Source organism: Lentzea sp. NPDC059081, assembly GCF_042738015.1.
Lineage (GTDB): Bacteria > Actinomycetota > Actinomycetes > Mycobacteriales > Pseudonocardiaceae > Lentzea.
Genome location: NZ_JBHYGW010000004.1, coordinates 402,737 through 421,236 on the forward strand (window position 1 = coordinate 402,737; position 18,500 = coordinate 421,236).

At 71.9% G+C, this 18,500-nt stretch carries 10 protein-coding genes; 9 read left to right on the forward strand and 1 reads right to left on the reverse strand.

The window, feature by feature from the left end:
* Positions 1–6: 6 nt before the first annotated feature.
* The 9 genes from ACFWV3_RS12405 to ACFWV3_RS12445 all read left to right on the forward strand — a co-directional run bounded on the left by ACFWV3_RS12405 (position 7) and on the right by ACFWV3_RS12445 (position 16,201).
* Positions 7–759, forward strand: coding sequence for a nuclear transport factor 2 family protein (locus ACFWV3_RS12405; protein WP_382411177.1), 753 nt, complete (start codon positions 7–9; stop codon positions 757–759).
* Between the two features lie 43 nt (positions 760–802).
* A complete protein-coding gene (locus tag ACFWV3_RS12410) occupies positions 803–1,126 on the forward strand; it encodes a hypothetical protein (protein ID WP_382411178.1) in 324 nt (107 codons plus the stop codon).
* Positions 1,127–1,322: 196 nt separating this feature from the next.
* A complete protein-coding gene (locus tag ACFWV3_RS12415) occupies positions 1,323–7,844 on the forward strand; it encodes an SDR family NAD(P)-dependent oxidoreductase (protein ID WP_382411179.1) in 6,522 nt (2,173 codons plus the stop codon).
* Positions 7,832–11,530: a beta-ketoacyl synthase N-terminal-like domain-containing protein gene (locus ACFWV3_RS12420; RefSeq protein WP_382411180.1), complete on the forward strand. Its 3,699-nt coding sequence runs from the start codon at positions 7,832–7,834 to the stop codon at positions 11,528–11,530. Before ACFWV3_RS12415 ends, ACFWV3_RS12420 begins: the two co-directional genes overlap by 13 nt.
* A complete protein-coding gene (locus tag ACFWV3_RS12425; protein WP_382411181.1) occupies positions 11,530–11,790 on the forward strand; it encodes an acyl carrier protein in 261 nt (86 codons plus the stop codon). The genes ACFWV3_RS12420 and ACFWV3_RS12425 overlap by 1 nt, the downstream gene beginning before the upstream one ends.
* Positions 11,783–12,550, forward strand: a complete 768-nt coding sequence (locus ACFWV3_RS12430) for an alpha/beta fold hydrolase (RefSeq protein ID WP_382411182.1) — start codon at positions 11,783–11,785, stop codon at positions 12,548–12,550. The genes ACFWV3_RS12425 and ACFWV3_RS12430 overlap by 8 nt, the downstream gene beginning before the upstream one ends.
* The gene (locus ACFWV3_RS12435) at positions 12,547–13,686 is read left to right on the forward strand and encodes a glycosyltransferase (protein ID WP_382411183.1); all 1,140 of its coding nucleotides are present in this window, start codon (positions 12,547–12,549) and stop codon (positions 13,684–13,686) included. The genes ACFWV3_RS12430 and ACFWV3_RS12435 overlap by 4 nt, the downstream gene beginning before the upstream one ends.
* Entirely contained in the window at positions 13,683–15,431 is a 1,749-nt protein-coding gene (locus ACFWV3_RS12440) for a class I SAM-dependent methyltransferase (RefSeq protein ID WP_382411184.1), read from the forward strand. Before ACFWV3_RS12435 ends, ACFWV3_RS12440 begins: the two co-directional genes overlap by 4 nt.
* Positions 15,428–16,201, forward strand: coding sequence for a hypothetical protein (locus ACFWV3_RS12445; RefSeq protein WP_382411185.1), 774 nt, complete (start codon positions 15,428–15,430; stop codon positions 16,199–16,201). The genes ACFWV3_RS12440 and ACFWV3_RS12445 overlap by 4 nt, the downstream gene beginning before the upstream one ends.
* On the opposite strand, the gene ACFWV3_RS12450 is transcribed toward ACFWV3_RS12445, so the two are convergent.
* A complete protein-coding gene (locus ACFWV3_RS12450) occupies positions 16,179–18,419 on the reverse strand; it encodes a glycoside hydrolase family 3 N-terminal domain-containing protein (RefSeq protein WP_382411186.1) in 2,241 nt (746 codons plus the stop codon). The genes ACFWV3_RS12445 and ACFWV3_RS12450 overlap by 23 nt on opposite strands.
* Positions 18,420–18,500 lie beyond the last annotated feature (81 nt).

Below are 18,500 nucleotides of genomic sequence, written 5' to 3' on the forward strand. Positions count from 1 at the left end.
CCAGCCATGAACAACAAGGACATCGTGCTCAAGGCCACCGGTGAGCTCTTCGGCGACCGGGACCCGTCCGCCGTGGACCGCTGGGTCGCGCCGGACTACCGCCAGCACAGCTCGCTCGCCGCCGACGGACCCGAGGCGTTGCGCGGTCTCGTCACCGGCCTTCCCGAGGGCTTCCGCTACGAACCGGCCCGTGTCATCGCCGACGGTGATCTCGTCGCCCTGCACGGCACTTACCACGGCTTCGGCCCCCAGCCCTTGGTCGCTTTCGACCTGTTCCGCGTGCGGGACGGCAAGCTCGCCGAGCACTGGGACGCGCTCACGCCCGTGGTCGAGCAGACCGCCAGCGGACGGTCCCAGACGGACGGACAGGCCGGGCCCGCGGACGCGGACACGGAGCAGAACCGCGCTCTGGTGCTGGAGTTCGCCCAGCGGATTCTCCAGGACGCCGACTACTCGGTCCTGACCGACTACATCTCCACCGAGACCTACCTGCAGCACAACCCGGAGGCCGCCGACGGCCTGGACGGGTTCGGCGCCGCGGCCGCCCGGTGGGCGTCGGAGGGCAAGAACCTCGTCTACAAGACCATCCACAACGTCGTGGCGGAGGGCGACCTCGTGCTGCTGCAGTCGGAGGGGGAGTTCGGCGACCCGGTGGCGTACTGGGACCTGTTCCGCGTGGCCGGCGGCAGGATCGTCGAGCACTGGGACGTCATCGCGCCGATCCCCGCGGACCTGCCGCACGCCAACGGGCTGTTCTGAGTCGCGCGGACCGTCCGCCGCCGCGGGGTACGACCACTCGGTGGTGCCATCCACTGTGGACGGTCTGTTCGAGCGCAACGGGTTCGCCAGGAGAGACCTCGGCGGTGCCGTCGTGCCCGCGGTGCGGCGGGGGCGGCGCGTGCTGGTGATCGAGATCGGCGCCGGGTGGAGCACGCCCGCGGTGGTGCGCCGGCTGGTCGAGCAGGTGGTGCGCGCACTGCCGGGGGCGCGGCTCGTGCGGATCAGCCGCGACCGCGCCGAGGTGCCCGGTGATCTCACGGGGCGGACGCTCGCGATCCGCGCGGACGTTACGGAGGTGCTCGCCCGAACCCCCGGCCCCCGAACCCGCAGCACCCCGAACCCATAGCACACAGCGCCATCCGCGAACCGGCGTAATGGTCCCCGCCATCTGGGGCCATTCGTCAGGTTACGTAGATGAGAAAGTTTCACTACCCCTCTCGACGGCACCTCCGATCTGTGCGTACGGTGACCAAGCACTAACCGTACCGGCCAGTAGTAACCCGAGCTGAATTCCTTTCTCCCCACCCCTGCAGGGTGAGGAAGTGAGCGCAGTGGACATGCCGTCGGATCGAGAACGGGTGCTGTGCCTGAGTCCTCTCAGCACCCCCAACCCGGCCCTCGTGGTCGCGGCCGAGCGAGCGGGCGCACTCGGTGTGCTCGACCTCGGGCCGAACGCCGCCGCCGATCTCGCCCGCGTCGCCGCGCGTCATCCGCGCGCGTTCGGGGTGCGGCTGCACGGACCGGTCAGAGGCGCTCTGCCCGATGCCGTCGACACCGTGGTCGTCGATCTCACCCACTACCGGCCCGACAGGTCTGAGCTGGGCGAACGTCGCGTTCTCGCGGTGGTCACCTCGGTGGCGGAGGCCGTTGCGGCGATCGAGTTCGGTGCGGCCGGCCTGATCGCGAAGGGTGCCGAGTCCGGCGGCCGAGTGGGTGGGTCACCCGCGTTCGTGCTGCTCCAGCAGGTGCTCGCGCTGACCGATCTGCCGGTCTGGGTGGCCGGGTCGATCGGGCCCGACACGGCCGCGGCGGCGGTCGCCGGTGGTGCGCGCGGGGTGGTGCTGGAAGGGCAGCTCGCTCTCGTCGCCGAAGTGCGGAAACATATTTCCGGCGAATTTGTCAACGCGCTCAGGGCGATGGACGGCGCCGACACCGTTGTGCGCGACGGAGTGCGTGTGCATCTTCGGCAGAACGCGCTCGAAATTGGTCAAGAAGGTTCCTTCGCTGAATTGAACCGTACCTCGTTCGGGACCGTCGGTGGTGTGGTCGGTGCCATTGCGCGGGGCATTCAGGACAATCTCACCCTGGCGGGTGAGCACCGTTCGATCCGGGCCGGCGGGCCGTTCTGCGACGCCGTTCCCGGCTTGCGCTACCCGATCGCCCAGGGCCCGATGACGCGCGTCAGCGACCAGCCCGCGTTCGCCGCGGCCGTCGCCGGGGGAGGGGCGCTGCCGTTCCTCGCGCTGGCCCTGATGGAGGGCGACGCGGTCCGCGCCCTGCTCGACGAGACCGCCGCCAAGCTGGGCGACCTGCCATGGGGCGTCGGTCTGCTGGGCTTCGCGCCGCCCGAGCTGCGGGCACGGCAGATGGCGGCAGTGCTGGCGGTGCGGCCTCGGTACGCGATCGTCGCCGGAGGGACCCCCTCGCAGGCGCGGGAGCTGGAGGACGCCGGGATCGAGGCGTTCCTGCACGTCCCGTCGCCCGCGTTGCTGCGCCGGTTCCTCGACGAGGGCGCGCGCAAGTTCGTCTTCGAGGGCTCCGAGTGCGGCGGGCACACCGGTCCGCGCACCAGCTTCACGTTGTGGCAGCAGCAGATCGACGTGCTGCGCGGGCGTGAGAAGGACGTCGTCGCGCTGTTCGCCGGCGGCATCCACGACGCCCGCTCGGCCGCGATGATCTCCGCGATGACCGCGCCGATCGCGGCACGGGGCGCGTCGGTCGGCGTCCTCGTCGGCACGGCCTACCTGTTCACCGAGGAGGCCGTCGAGCACGGCGCGATCCAGCCCGTGTTCCAGCAGGTCGCGCTGGAGTGCGAGGACACCGCGCTGCTGGAGACCTCGCCAGGCCACGCCGTCCGCTGCGCGCAGACGTCCTATGTGGACACCTTCGAGCAGGCGCGCGCCGAGCTGACCGGACTGTCGAAGCAGGAGAGCTGGGAACGGCTCGAACAGCTCAACCTGGGACGGCTCCGGCTCGCCAGCCGCGGCCTCGTGCGCGGCGAGAACGGCCTGGAGGAGGTCGGCGAGGACGAGCAGCGCCGCGAGGGCATGTTCATGATCGGCCAGGTCGCGACCCTGCGGTCCGAACGGACCACGATCGCCCGGCTGCACGAGGACATCGTCTCCGGCGTGCTGCCCGAGACCGGCGCCGGCACCGTCGAGACGGCACCGCTCGACGTCGCCATCGTCGGCATGGCGGCGATCATGCCCGGTGCGCGGGACGTCGCCGAGTTCTGGGCGAACGTGCTGTCCGGCACCGACTCCATCACCGAGATCCCGCCGGACCGCTGGTCACCCGAGCGCTACGACAGCCCGTACCGGTGGGGCGGGTTCCTCCCGCGCACGGAGTTCGACCCGCTCGCCTACGGCATCCCGCCCGCGTCGCTGACCTCGATCGAACCCGCGCAGCTGCTGGCGCTGGAGGTGTCCGCGCGGGCACTCGACGACGCCGGCTACAAGACGCGGGTGTTCGACCGCGAACGCACGTCGGTGATCTTCGGAGCCGAGGCCGGTGCGGACCTCGCGAACGCCTACACCGTGCGCACCGCGTTGCCCGCACTGGGAATCCGCGGCCTGGACGACCACCTGCCCGCGTTGACCGAGGACTCGTTCCCCGGCGTGCTCGGCAACGTGATCGCGGGCCGGGTCGCGAACCGGCTCGACCTCGGCGGCGCGAACTACACGGTCGACGCCGCCTGCGCATCGAGCCTCGCCGCGCTCGACGTGGCGTGCAAGGAGCTGGTCGGTGGCACCAGCGACATGGTCCTGTGCGGCGCGGTCGACCTGCACAACAGCGCCCACGACTACCAGATGTTCGCGTCGGTGAAGGCGTTGTCCGCCCAGGGCCGCTGCGCCACGTTCGACTCGGAAGCGGACGGCATCGCACTCGGCGAGGGCGTCGCGGCCGTGGTGCTCAAGCGACTGGCCGACGCCGAACGCGACGGCGACCGGGTCTACGCGGTGATCAAGGGCATCGGCGCGTCGAGCGACGGCAGGGCTCGCGGCCTCACCGCCCCACGACCAGAAGGCCAGCAACGGGCGTTGACCAGGGCCTACGCGTCGGCGGGACTGCCGGTCGAGAGTGTCGGCCTGGTCGAGGCGCACGGCACCGGAACCGTGGTGGGCGACCGGACCGAGCTCGCGTCGCTGACCGGGATGTTCGCCGGCGTCGAGCCCGGCACCTGCACGATCGGCTCGGTGAAGTCGCAGATCGGCCACACCAAGTGCGCCGCCGGCCTCGCGGGCGTGATCAAGGCGGCGCTGGCCGTCCACACGGGAGTCCGGCCCGGCACGTTGCACGTCAAACAGCCCAACGCCTTCTGGGACGCCGCGACCAGCCCGTTCTCGTTCGGTCACCGCACGTGGGCGAGCAGCGACCGGGTCGCGGGCGTGAGCGCGTTCGGGTTCGGCGGCACGAACTTCCACACCGTCCTCTCCGGCTACACCGGCGCGGACGAACCGCGCCACGGCCTGACCGTCTGGCCGGCCGAGCTGTTCCTGGTCCGCGGTGCCGACGAGGGTGCGGCACGCGCGGAAGCGGCCCGGCTGCGGTCGCTGGCCGACCCGCGGGTGCCGTTGCGCTCGCTGGCCGCGGCCTGCGGAGACGGTCCTGTCCAGGCTGCGTTCGTGGTCAGCACGCACGAGAGCCTGCTGAAGGCGCTGGCGGACGTCGAGGCGTGGCGTCCATCGGAGGTCGTGCGGCTGCGCGGAGGAGAACGGCCGAAGGTCGCGTTCCTCTACCCCGGCCAGGGCAGCCAACGGCCGGGCATGCTGCTCGACCTGGTCACCGCTTTCCCGCGGCTGCAGGACTTCCTCGACGAGCGGTACGAGCGCGTCATGTACCCGCCGGCCGCGCTGACCGCCGACGACGTGGCACGCCAGCGCGCGGAGATCACCGACACGCGCAACGCCCAGCCCGCGCTCGGCATCGCCGGGCTGATGGTCACCGCGTTGCTGGACTCCGTCGATGTGCGGCCGGATCTGGCCGGCGGACACAGCTACGGCGAACTGGTCGCGCTGTCGGCGGCCGGGGTGTTCGGGCCCGAGGAGCTGCTGGAGCTGAGCGCCGCGCGGGCCGAGGCGATGCTCGACGCCGTCGGTGAGGACCCCGGCACGATGGCGGCAGTCTCGGCACCGTTGGACGCCGTCGAGGCGTTGTTGCCGGCGGATGTCGTGGTGGCGAACCACAACGCGCCGGACCAGGTCGTGATCTCCGGCCCTACCGCGGCCGTGCACCGCGCCGTCGACGTGCTCCGGGAAGCGGGGCTGTCGGTCAGGAACATCCCGGTCGCCGCCGCGTTCCACAGCCCGTTGATGGCCGGCGCCCGCGACCGGTTCGCGGCCCGGCTCGCGGCGATGTCGTTGGGGGAGAAGGCTTTTCCGGTCTGGTCGAACGTGGCCGCGCAGCCGCACGAGGACGTGCGCGACGGCCTGTCCGCACAGCTCGCCGGACGGGTCCGGTTCGTGGACCAGGTCGAGTCGATGTACGCGGCGGGCGCCCGGATCTTCGTCGAGGCGGGACCGGGCGGCGTCCTGACGTCGCTGGTGGGCAAGACCCTCGGCGACCGCCCGCACCAGGCGTTGCGCTGCGACGACCACGTGACGTTCCTGCGCACGCTGGCGGAGCTCGCGGCCGCCGGGGTCGAGGTGGACGCCGCACCGCTGTTCGAGGACAGGGCCGAACCCGCGACGGCCGTGCCGCCGCGGGCCCGCTGGTACGTCGATGGAGGTCTCGTGCGGGACGCGAACGGCGACGCACTGCCCGGCGGGCTGCGGCCCGCGACCGAGTTCCCGACTCTGCGCGTGGGCGCGGGGCTGGGCCGCGACGAGATCATCGAGAAGTTCCTGGACGGCATGCGGGACGCGGTCAGCGCCCAGCGCGACGTGCTGCTGAGCTACCTCGGCACCGCGCCCGCCGCCCCGGCCGCACCGGTGACGCAGGTGATCGAGCAGGCCGTCGTGGTGGTCTCCCCGGAAAAGCACCAGGACGAGCCCCAGGAGGACGTCGGGGCGGTCGTGCTGCGGACGATCAGCACGCGCACCGGCTACCCGGTCGAGATGTTGTTGCCGGGCCTCGACCTCGAAGCCGACCTGTCGATCGACTCGATCAAGCGGACCGAGATCGTCGGCGAGCTGGTCGCGGAGCTGGGCGCGTCCGGCTCGGTGGACGAGCTGGCGCAGCTCAAGACCATCGAGGGCATCGTCGGCTGGTTCGGCACGTCCGCCCCGGCCAGCGCGCCGGTGAAGGACGTGCGGGCGGTCGTCGTGCGGACCATCAGCACCCGCACGGGCTACCCGGCCGAGATGTTGTTGCCGGGCCTGGACCTGGAAGCGGACCTGTCGATCGACTCGATCAAGCGCGCGGAGATCGTCGGCGAGCTGGTGGCCGAGCTGGGCGCGTCGGGATCGGTCGACGACCTGGCACAGCTCAAGACGATCGACGGGATCGTGGGCTGGTTCGGGGACACCACCGCACCGGCCCTGACCGCACCGGAGCCTGCCTTGGAAGCTCCGAAGGGCGGCCGGCTGGTCCGGCTCGTTCCCCGGGTCGTCCCCGCGGAACCGGCCGCCGCGGTCGACCTCACCGGCAAGACCGTGCTGATCGTCGACGACAACGGCATCGGCCTCGAGCTCGCCGACCTCCTCGAACGCCACACCGCCCGGCCGCGCATCGAGCCGTCGTTCCCCGCCGACCTCGGCGGCATCGACGTCGTGGTCCGGCTCGGCGCGCGGCTGCCGGAGGCGTTCAGCGAGGTCAAAGCCTGTGTCACCACCGGGGTCGCGCTCGTCGTGGTCACCGCGGGCGGCGGCACGTTCGGCTTCGACCACCAGCCCGACGAGCTGCCCGGCGACATCGGGCTGCACGGCCTGGTCCGCACCGCGGCGCTGGAGTACCCGGACCTCGTCGTCCGCGCGGTCGACGTCAACACCAAGGAAAGCCACCGCGACATCGCCACCGCCCTGCTCGCCGAGATCGGGCCCGGACCGGCCGTCGTCGGCTACCAGGCGGGCAAACGGCAGGTCATCGACGCGATCGCCACCGATCTGGAGCCGCGGCCGCTCGCCCTCGACGCCGACAGCGTGGTGCTGCTGACCGGCGGAGCACGGGGGATCACGGCGCTGGCCGCCACGGCACTCGCCGAGCGCACCGGCTGTCACGTCGAACTCGTCGGCCGCACCCCGATCGCCGCCGAGGACCACCGGCTCGCTCACGCCACCACCGAACCCGAGCTGGTGAAGGCGCTGTTCGAGCTGGGGGAGAAGGAGAACGTCCCGGCCAAGGCCCGCAAGGTCCTCGCCGAGCGCGAGGTCCGGCAGACCATGGAACGGTTGCGCGCCACCGCGTCGAGCGTGCGCTACCACGAATGCGACGTCACGGACGCCGAGGCCGTCAGCAGGGTTCTCGACGACGTCAAGGCGCGGTTCGGGCGCATCGACGGCGTGATCCACGGCGCGGGCGTCCTCGACGACAAGCTGATCGAGGCCAAGACGCAGGAGTCGTTCGACCGGGTCTGGGCGACGAAGGTCAACGGCGCCAAGGCGTTCGGCGACGGGTTCCTGGTGCTGTTCGGCAGCGTCAGCGGGGTGTTCGGCAACCGCGGGCAGGCCGACTACTCGGCCGCCAACGACGCGCTCGACCGGATGGCGCGGTTCTGGGGCGCGCACCGGCGGGTCGTCGCCGTCGACTGGGGCCCCTGGGCCGGCGCCGGCATGGCAGTCGGGCTCGCCGACGAGTACGCGCGGCGCGGGATCCCGCTGATCGAGCCGCGGCAGGGCGTGGACGCGCTGCTCGCCGAGATCGCGGCCGGTGACGACGTCCAGGTGGTCTACCGATGGGAGGCGTAGCGATCGTCGGGATCGGCGCCGTCTTCCCCGGTGCCCCCGACGCGACGACGTTCTGGCGCAACATCGCCGGCGGCGTCGACGCCATCGGGCAGATCCCGCCCGGCCGCTGGGACCCGGCGACCTACTACGACCGGGACAGCACGAGCGGCGACCGGTTCTACTGCCGCCGCGGCGGGTTCGTCGACGACCTCGCGGAGTTCGACCCGACCAGGTTCGGCATCATGCCGTCCACTGTGGACGGCGCGGAGCCCGACCAGCTGCTCGCCCTCGCCACGGCCGCGGAGGCCATCGCGGACGCGGGCGGCGAGGCGGTCCTGCCTGTCCGGGACCGCGTCGGCGTCGTCGTCGGCCGTGGCGGGTACCTCACGCCCGGCTGCGCCCGGCTCGACCAGCGGGTGCGGCTCGCCGACGAGGTCGTCTCGGTGGTGCGCGACCTGTTCCCCGCTCTCGCCGGCGCGGACCTCGACACCGTCCGGGAGGCGATCCGGGAGAAGCTCGGGCCGGAGCAGCCGGAGGCGTCGATCGGGCTCGTGCCGAACCTCGCCGCGTCGCGCATCGCCAACCGGTTCGACCTGCGGGGCACCGCCTACACGGTCGACGCGGCCTGCGCGTCCGGGCTCGTCGCCGTCGAGCACGCCGTCCGCGAGCTCCAGGAGGGCCGCGCGGACGCCATGCTCGCCGGTGCCGTGCACGTGTGCCACCACCCGACGTTGTGGAGCGTCTTCACCCAGCTCAGGGCGTTGAGCCCGACCGAGAGCATCAAGCCGTTCGACGCCTCGGCCGACGGCACGCTGCTGTCCGAGGGCGTCGGCATGGTCGTGCTGAAGCGCCTTGAGGACGTCGGCGACGAACGCGTCTACGCGGTGATCCGCGGCATCGGCACCGCGAGCGACGGCCGTGCCACGAGCATGATGACGCCCAACCCGGAAGGCCAGCTCCTCGCCGTGCAACGGGCTTGGGAGAGCGCCGGTCTCGACCCGCTTGCCGACGGACCCGGCCTGATCGAGGCGCACGGCACGGCCACGCCCGCGGGTGACGCCGCCGAGCTGCAGACGATGATCAACGCGTTCGGCGGCGAGGGCGACGAGATCGGCATCGGCACGGTGAAGTCGATGATCGGCCACGCCATGCCCGCCGCCGGGATGGCCGGGCTGATCAAGGCCGCGCTCGCGTTGCACCACAACACCCTGCCGCCCACGCTGCACGTCTCCGAACCGCACTCGGCGTTGTGCGGCACCAGGTTCACGCCGGTGACGACCGCCCGCGAGTGGACAGGCCCGCACCGCGCCGTGGTGAACGCGTTCGGGTTCGGCGGCATCAACGCGCACGCCGTCCTGGACGGCCACACCGTCGCCAAGCCGCGCAAGCCCGTCCTGACGTTCGCCGCCGACACTGCCGAGGAACTGGCCGCGGCGCTGAAGGAGCGACGGACCTCCAGCGCCGACCGGGCGTTCCGGCTCGCCATCGGCAACCCCGACGACCGCAAGCTCAAGCTGGCCGAACGCGTGCTCGCCCAGGGCAAGGCGTGGCCCGGCCGCCACGACATCTGGTTCTCCCCGGAACCACTGGTGACCAGCACGGACCAGGTCGCGTTCCTGTTCCCCGGCTTCGAACGCGAGTTCACCGGCGAGGTCGTCGACCACGCCGTCGCGCTGCTGCAGGACGGCCGCCGCGAGGCCCGTGAGCTGATGGCGCTCGGCATCACGCCCGGCGCGCTCGCCGGGCACAGCATGGGCGAGTGGACCGCCATGGTCGTCGGCGGCATCTACCCGACGATCGACGAGTTCGTCGCCGCGCTCGGTCCCGGCGCGGTCGCCGTCGTCGACATCGCCTACGCCGCACTGGGGTGCTCGGCTGACACCGCCGCGCGGCACCTCGTCGACGGCGTCACGATCAGCCACGACAACTGCCCGCACCAGTCGGTGATCTGCGGCCCGCTCGACCGGCTCGAAGAGGTCGTCGCGACGCTCAAGGCCGCCGGCGTGATGGCGCAGCTCATGCCGTTCCGGACGGGCTTCCACACCCCGGCGCTCGCCCCGTACCTGGGCCGCGCGCGGGAGATGCTCGACCAGCTGCCGGTCCGCACGCCGGACGTCCCCGTGTGGTCGGCCAACTCGCTCGAACCGATGGCCGCAGGTGAGGTCCGCGACCTGGTGTTGCGCCACCTCGTCGAGCCCGTCAAGTTCCGGCCGCTGCTGGAACGCCTGCACCGCGAGGGCTTCCGCGCGTTCGTCCAGATCGGACAGGGCAGCCTGCCCGGGTTCGTCGGCGACACGCTGTCGGACCGCCCGCACCTCGCCGTCAGCTCCGACATCGCGCCGGAGGCGTTGTGGGCGTTCGGGTTGAAGCGCGGGACGGCACACCGCGTGAAGCTGCGGCTCGGCACGCCCAAGATCACAGTCGAACCGCTCGCCGCCGAACCCGTGCCGGCGGTGGACGACGGTCCGATGTCGGCGGCGGTGAACAAGCTGCTCGCACACACGAACGCCGTGGCGCGGGAAGTGATCGGTGCGGCACGCGGCCTTGGCGGTGGAGTCAGGCAGCGTGATTCTTCTCCGGCCGAGGCCGAGTTCTCGCGCGAGTTCTCGTTGCGCACCATGCCCGAGCTGGTCGACCACTCCGTCTTCCCGCAACCGCTCGGCTGGCCCGATCTGGAGGACGGGTTCCCGATCGTCCCCGCGACCGGCCTGCTGGAGGTCTTCGCCGACGCGGCCCGTAAGCTCACCGGCGGCACCGTGCACGGTTTCGCGCAGGTCAGGGCCAAGCGCTGGCTCACCGCACTGCCCGCGACCACCGCCAAGGTCTCCGCCCGCGCACACGGCCAGGACGTTCTCGTCAAGGTCGGTGACTTCGCCGAGGGCGTCGTGCTGATGGCGCCGCAACCGCTCCAGCGCGTGGACCGGGAACTCCAGGGCGTCCGCACGCCACCGGTGTCGGCCGAGGAGCTGTACACGGACAACTGGATGTTCCACGGACCGGCGTTCGCGGGCGTCACGAAGATCGAGTGCCTGGCGGACAACGGAATCGCGGGTGTGCTGACGCCGCTGCCCGCGCCGGGAGCGTTGCTCGACAGCGCCGGCCAGCTGATCGGGCACTGGATGCAGGTCTGCCACACCGTGGACCAGACCGTGCTGCCGACCGGGATCGAGCAGGTGACGTTCCACGGACCGGCGCCGACCGGCGACGTCCACTGCACGGCGTGGATCCGCGAGGTGACCGCCCAGACGATGGTCGCCGATGCCGAGCTGACCGTGGACGGCGTGCTGTGGTGCCGGATCACCGGGTGGACCACCCGCCGGTTCACCACGGACGACCGGATCTGGCAGGTCAAGCTCAAGCCCGGCACCGAGATGCTGTCGGTGCAGGACGAGGAGTGGCTGCGCGTCCGGGAGAACTGGTCCGACAGCGCCACCCGCGACCTGATCATGCGCCGCTACCTGAACTCCGCCGAGCGCAGGCACTACGGCGGACTGGACGTGCCGGCGCAACGCGGTTGGCTGCTGCGGGTGATCGCGGCGAAGGACGCCGTGCGCGCGTGGCTGTGGAGCCGTGGAGCGGGACCGGTCTTCCCGGTGGAGCTGACCGTGGCCGCCGACGGGAAGGTGCGCGGCGCCTTCGCCGTGCCGCGGGTCGAAGTCGTGTCGGACCGAGGCGGAGCCGCGGCCCGCGTGCGAACGGAGAACTGATGGACGAGGTGCTGCGGCAGGTGGCCAAGCTGATCACCGAGGTGGTCGGGCCGGACTTCCTGCTGGGCGTGGAGATCACCCGCGACACCACGTTCAGCGACGACCTGGGGCTCGAGTCGATCGAGTTCGTCGCGTTGGCGGACAAGCTCAACGCGCACTACGGCGTCGACCTCGTGGCGTTCCTCGCGGACATGGACATCGACGAGATCATGGCGATGTCCGTGGGCCGGCTCGTCGACCACATCACGGCCCGTGTCTGAGGTCCACGCCCGAGGGCTGCGGTTCCACGTGCAGCGGCTCGGGCCCGAGCAGGCGCCGACCGTGGTCTTCGTGCACGGCCTGGTGATGGACAACCTGTCGAGCTTCTACTACACGCTCGCCGCACCGCTGGCCCAGGCCGGGTTCGGCACCGTGCTGTTCGACCTGCGCGGCCACGGCCTGTCCGAACGGCCGCCCACCGGGTACACGCCGGAGGAGAGCGCGAACGACCTCGTGGCGGTGCTCGACGAGATCGGCGTGACCGAGCCGGTCTTCCTGCTGGGCAACAGCTACGGCGGTGTCGTCGCGATGCACGCGGCCGTGCAGGCCCCCGAACGGGTCGGCGGTGTCGTGCTCGTCGAGTCGGCCGTCGGGGGAGTGGTCGGCGACGCGTGGTTCGAGGACATCACCAACACGCTGACGGTCGCGGCGCTGGGCCTGGAGTTCGACCGCACGCAGGACCAGCTGATGGCCCTGGGCCAGCGCAAGATCGCGAAGCTCGCGGTGAACGCCAACGCGCTGCTCAACGGCACCACGCTGATCGACGACCTCGGCTCCGGCGCCAAGCTCGACCTCACGCAGGTCCGCTGCCCGGTGCTCGGCGTGTACGGCAGCGAGTCCGAGCTGATCGGCGCGGCGGCCGAGCTGCAGGAACGCATCCCGTCCTGCCGTCTGCACGTCGTCAACGGCCTCGGGCACACGGTGTTGCGGGAAGCCACGCCCGAACTGCTCGACGTGCTCTTCGACTGGCTGCCGTCATGAGCCGGTTCCTGTTCGTCGTGCCGCCGCTGACCGGCCACGTCAACCCGACCGCGTCCGTCGGCGGCGAGCTGCTGGCGCGCGGGCACGACGTGGCGTGGGTCGGCCACTCCGGCACGCTCGCACCCCTCCTGCCGGACGGCGCGGTGATCTTCCCGGCGATCGACGACGTGCTGGAGGCCGACATCCGCGCGAAGCGGGAGCGGTGGCTCGCGTTGCGCGGGATGGCGGTGCTCAAGTTCTTCTGGGAGGAGTTCCTGGTCCCGCTCGGCCACTCGATGCTGCCGGGGGTCTCGGACGCCGTGACGTTGTTCGCCCCGGACGTGGTCGTGGCCGACCAGCAGGCGCTGGCGGGACCGGTGGTGGCGCGCGAGGCCGGACTGCCGTGGGTCACGTCGGCCAGCACGTCCGCCGAGCTCGTCAACCCGCTCAGGACGATGCCGAAGGTCGACGCGTGGGTGCGCGACCTGCTGCACGACTTCGCGGGCGGCGATGTCCGGTTCTCCGACCGGCTGGTGCTGGTCTACAGCTCGAAGGCGTTGGTGGGACAGGACTTCGGCGACGAGGTGGCCTTCGTGGGCCCGGCGCTGAGCCACCGGGTGGAGCGGGTGGACTTCCCCTGGGAGTGGCTCGTGCGCGACGGCGTGGACGCGCGGCACGTGCTGGTCTCCCTCGGCACGCTGAACGGCCCCGCCGGCGAGCGTTTCCTCGGCCAGGCCCTGGAAGCGGTGGCGGACCTGGAGCTGAAGGTCGTGATGGTGGCCGATCCGCGACCGGCGCCCGACAACGTGCTGATGCTGCCGTCGGTGCCGCAGCTCGCGCTGATGCCGCACCTCGACGCGGTCGTCACGCACGGCGGCCACAACACGGTCTGCGAGGCGCTCGCGCACGGGTTGCCGCTGGTCGTGGCCCCGATCCGGGACGACCAGCCGACCGTCGCGGCACAGGTGGTGGCCGCCGGTGCCGGGGTGCGGCTCACGTACTCGCGGGCGCGGGCCGTGGACATCCGCAGTGCGGTCGAGTCCGTGCTGGACGAGCCGGAGTACGCGGCCGCCGCCGGACTGGTGCGGGACTCGTTCTTGGCGGCGGGCGGCGCGGCAGCCGCGGCCGACCGACTGGAGAAGGTGGTGGCCGGGTGATTCTCACCGTGCTGGTGGTCGTGGTCGTCCTGCTGGACGTGCTGCGCCTGCGTTCCCGCGCGTCGAAACTGCGGGTGCTCGCGCAGGGAGTGGGGGAGCACAAGCTCCTCAACGCCACGGGCGTGCATCCCGAGGGGTCGTGGGAGACCGACGCGGACCTCGTCGACCTCGTGCCGCGCGACCTGCCGACGGTCGCCGCGCTCGACCTGCTCGGCGCGGTCGACCCCGGCAAGTACCGCGACGACCAGTGGGCGCGCGGCATCAGCGCCTCGCAGGCCGTGCTGGTGCGCGACGAGTACGCCGAGGAGGTCGACGCCGACGACCCCACCGAGTTCGTCGCGTACGTCCGGCGGGTCAAGGACCACGTGCGGGCGACGGTCGACATCGCGGTCGCGCCGGGGCTCAAGGCGGGGCCGTACGACCTCGGCTACCGCGCGGCCACGTTGCGGCAGCTGGGAAAGCGGCCGTCGCTGTGGATCGCGGGCTCGGTCATCGGCTACGCGGCCGTCATCGGCGCGCTGGCCACCGACTGGCGGTGGGGACTCGGCGCGCTCGTCGCCTACTCGGCGCACCCGCTGCTCGTCTTCGCCGGGACGCCGCTGCGGCCGCGTGACCTGTGGGTGCCGCGGGTGCTGCGGACGCCGTACCTGTGGTTCAAGACGTCCGGCGGCAAGAAGTCCACCGCCGAGAAGCGCCAGGCCGCGCATCTCGAACAGGCCGCGCCCTGGTACGAGGAGAACCGCGACCGCAACTTCCACGAGTCGCGGCGCGACACCTGCCCGTCGTGCGGCAGCCAGGACCTCCGGCTCTGGGTGACCGCGCACGACCTGGTGCAGCGCAAGCCCGGCACGTTCACGATGGACCGGTGCGTCCGATGTGGACACGTCTGGCAGAACCCGCGGCTGTCCGAGGAGGGGCTCGGCTTCTACTACCGCGACTTCTACGACGGTCTGGGCGAGACGTCGGCCGAAGCGGTGTTCTCCGGCAAGACCGAGCCGTACTACGGCCGGGCGCGGATGGTCGAGCCGTTCACGAAACCCGAGCGGTGGCTGGACGTCGGCTCCGGGCACGCGCACTTCTGCCTGGGCGCCAAGGAGGTCCTGCCGCAGACCCGGTTCGACGGGCTCGACCAGGGCGCGGCCATCGAGGACGCGGCGCGGCTCGGCCGGATCGAGCAGTCGTACCGCGGCAGCTTCAAGGACTTCGCGGGCGAGCTCAAGGGCCGGTACGACGTGATCTCCATGCACCACTACCTGGAGCACGTGCGCGACCCGTGGGAGGAGCTCGACATCGCCGCGGACGTGCTGCCCGACGGCGGCTACCTGCTGATCGAGCTGCCGGACCCGGAGTGGCGGCTCGGCAAGCTCTTCGGCCAGTACTGGATGCCGTGGTTCCAGCCGCAGCACCAGCACATGATGCCGATCGGCAACCTGGAGCACGCGCTGGCCGACCGCGGCATGACCACCGTGGCCACCGAACGCGCGGAAGCCCACCTGTGCAACGACTTCACGCTCGCGCTGCTGCTGTTCCTCGGCAACATCGCGCCGCGCACGCCCGCGCCGTGGCGTCCCGAGCGGGTGAGGCTCCGCCGGACGCGCAGCTTCCTGGTGTGGTCGCTCGGCATCCCGGCGTTCTTCGTGGCGATGGCACTGGACCAGACCGTGAACCGGTTCCTGGCGAAGCGCACCGGCAACGGCAACGCGTACCGGCTCCTGGCCCGGAAAGAAGCGGCTGAGGCGTCATGATCGACATCGCGGACCGGCCGGAGATCGCGCCGGAGCTCCGGCTGGTGCCGCACGCGTTCCGCCGCACGTTCGGCAGGCCCGCGCAGGGCGTCTGGTACGCGCCCGGCGTGCTGAACCTGCTCGGGGGCGCGGTCAAGGTGCCCGCCAAGTGGGGCGCGATCGTCGCGGGCGACAAGCGCGACGACGGCCTGCTCGAACTGGTGTCGGTGAACCGGCCGACCGAACGCGCGCTGCTGCCGTCCGACGACGTCCCGGCGTGGGCGGCGGGGGTCGACGCGACGGGTGGCGCGGCGTTGATGTGCAGCGTCGACCTGCCGCAGGGCAGCGGCCTGTCCGCCGGCGAGGCCCTGCGGACGGCGGTCGCGCTGGCGCTCGCGGACCTGGCCGGTGACCCGCCCGAGGACGCTCCCGCGTTCGAGCTGGACCTGCCGGGTCAGCGGCTGCTCGTCGTCGACACGCGGATCCGGCGCTCCGAACCGCAGGGGGAACGGCCGTACACGCCGCGCACCGAGGACCTCGGGGCGGCGTTGACGGCCTACCACCACGCCCAGGACCCCGACCCGGAGCAGAACGCCGTGGTCTACGCCGCGCTGGCCGCCGGGGCGCGCGGGGCGAGCATGCTCGTCGACCCGCCGGGCAGGCCCGCGGTCGCGCTCGTCGACGCGGACCTGGTCCCGGCGGTGAAGAAGGCGATCACGAGGGCGGTGGAGGTGCCTCCCCGCTACCTCACGATCGTGCCCGGCCCCTTCAAGGCAGTGGCTTTACGGTGAACTCGGCCCGGCGCAGGTCCTTCGAGCTCGGACCCACGAGCAGGACGAACTCGCCGGGCTCGACCACCCGGTTGCCGGCGGCGTCGACGATCGTGCAGTCCGACACGGGCAGTTCCAGGTCGACCTTCACGGTCTCGCCGGGCTGCACGTCGACCTGCGTGAACGTCTTGAGCTCCTTGTCCGCCCAGCTCACGGACGTGACGGCGTCGCTGACGTAGACCTGCACGGTCTCCCGCGACGGCCGCGAGCCCGTGTTCGTGAGCTCGATCGAGGCCTTGACGGTCTCGTCCGGGCGCAGCACCGCCGTCTCCACGTGCAGGTCGCCGTACTCGACGGTCGTGTACGACAGGCCCTCGCCGAAGACGAACGCCGGCTCCTGCGTGAGGTCGGCGTAGCGCGTGCCGTGCTGGCCGCGGATCTGGTTGTAGTACGTCGGCTGCTGGCCCGCGTGCGCCGCGAACGAGATCGGCAGCCGGCCGCTCGGCTCGACCAGGCCGTGCAGCACCTCGGCGATCGCCCGGCCGCCCTGCATGCCGGGGTTCGCCACCCACAGCAGCGCGGCGGCGTTGCGGGCGGAGTCGGGCAGGACCAGCGGCTTCGACGCGAGCAGCACGACGATCAGCGGCTTGCCGGTCTCCGCGAGCGCGTCGAGCAGCGCGATCTGGCCGCCGATCAGGTCGAGCGTGGCGGTGGAGCGACCCTCGCCGACCAGCTCGATCTGGTCGCCGACCACGGCCACCACGTAGTCCGCGTCCTCGGCGGCGGCGACGGCCTCGGCGATCAGGTTCGCGTCCGGCGCGCACGGCTTCACGACCGGCGGGCGCGGCTGGCCGTCGGGGAACGTGTCGCCCTCGGGGTCCGGCTCCAGCGTCAGGATGTCGGCGCCGCGGGCGTGGGTGACCTCCTGCGACGACAGCTCGCGCAGGCCGTCCAGGACGGTGGTGATCATCTCGCGCGGGTGGCCGGTGGGCAGCCAGTCGGCCTGGCCGGACGAGCCGGCCCAGTCGCCGAGCTGCGTCTGGGCGTCGTCCGCCAGCGGGCCGACGACCGCGATCCTGCCCTTGGAGCGGGCGAACGGCAGCACGCCGTCGTTGCGCAGCAGCACCAGCGACCGGCGCGCGACCTGCAGGTTCAGCGCCACGTGGTCGTCGTGGTTGATCATCGTGCGCTGCCGCTCGGCGTCGGGCCTGCGCGGGTTCTCGAACAGGCCGAGGTCGAACTTGAGCGTGAGGATGCGGGTCACGGCCCGGTCGAGGTCCGACTCGGCCAGCAGCCCGTCCTCGACGGCCTGCAGCGCGCCCTCGAAGAACTGCGGGGTGGTCATGATCATGTCGTTGCCGGCCTTCACGGCGGCCGCGGCGGCGTGCGCGTAGTCCGGCTGCAGCTTCTGCTCCCAGACCATGCGGCCGACGTTGTCCCAGTCGGTGATGAGCGTGCCCTGGTAGCCCCACTCGCCGCGCAGGACCTCGTCGAGCAGCCACGAGTTGACGGTGATCGGCACGCCGTCGGTCGTCTGGTAGCCGAGCATGAACGTGGCGCAGCCCTCGCGCGCGACCTTCTCGAACGGCGGCAGGAACCACGACCGCAGCTTGCGCCGCGACAGGTCCGCCTCGCTCGCGTCCCGGCCGCCCTGGGTCTCCGAGTAGCCGGCGAAGTGCTTCGCGGTGGCGAGGATGGCGGTCTCGTCGGTCAGGCCGTCGCCCTGGTAGCCGCGGACCATGGCCGCCGCCAGCTCGCCGATCAGCACCGGGTCCTCGCCGAACGTCTCGTCGACCCGGCCCCAGCGCAGGTCGCGGGCGATGCAGAGCACCGGGGAGAACGTCCAGTGCACGCCCGTCGCCGCCGCCTCGACCGCCGTCACGCGTGCCACCTGCTCGACGAGGCCGGTGTCCCAGGTCGCGGCCATGCCCAGCTGCGTCGGGAAGATCGTCGAGCCCTCGAAGAACGAGTGGCCGTGAATGCAGTCCTCGGCGATGAGCAGCGGAACGCGCAGCCGTGTCTGCGTGGTGAGGTCTTGCGCGCGCAGCACTCGTTCCGGCGAGGTGTGCAGGATCGAGCCGACGTGCTTGCGCAGCACGTGGTCGTCCAGGTCCTCCCTCGAGTCCAGCTGCATCATCTGCCCGACCTTCTCGGCCAGCGTCATGCGGCCGAGGAGGTCGGCGACCCGCTCCGCGGTGGGCAGCGTGGCGTCGAGGTAGGGCACGTCGTCGCGATCCATGTGGTCTCCGAGAGGGCTCGTGCGGCGGCAGCGTCTATGGGAGCGCTCTCACAGTTGATACCTGAAACCGGTTCCGCGCGA

Coding starts and splice junctions, on each gene's coding strand:
- ACFWV3_RS12425 (WP_382411181.1), top strand. CDS start 11,530: ATGGACGAGGTGCTGCGGCAGGTGGCCAAGCTGATCACCGAGGTGGTC.
- ACFWV3_RS12405 (WP_382411177.1), top strand. CDS start 7: ATGAACAACAAGGACATCGTGCTCAAGGCCACCGGTGAGCTCTTCGGC.
- ACFWV3_RS12450 (WP_382411186.1), bottom strand. CDS start 18,419: ATGGATCGCGACGACGTGCCCTACCTCGACGCCACGCTGCCCACCGCG.
- ACFWV3_RS12435 (WP_382411183.1), top strand. CDS start 12,547: ATGAGCCGGTTCCTGTTCGTCGTGCCGCCGCTGACCGGCCACGTCAAC.
- ACFWV3_RS12445 (WP_382411185.1), top strand. CDS start 15,428: ATGATCGACATCGCGGACCGGCCGGAGATCGCGCCGGAGCTCCGGCTG.
- ACFWV3_RS12420 (WP_382411180.1), top strand. CDS start 7,832: ATGGGAGGCGTAGCGATCGTCGGGATCGGCGCCGTCTTCCCCGGTGCC.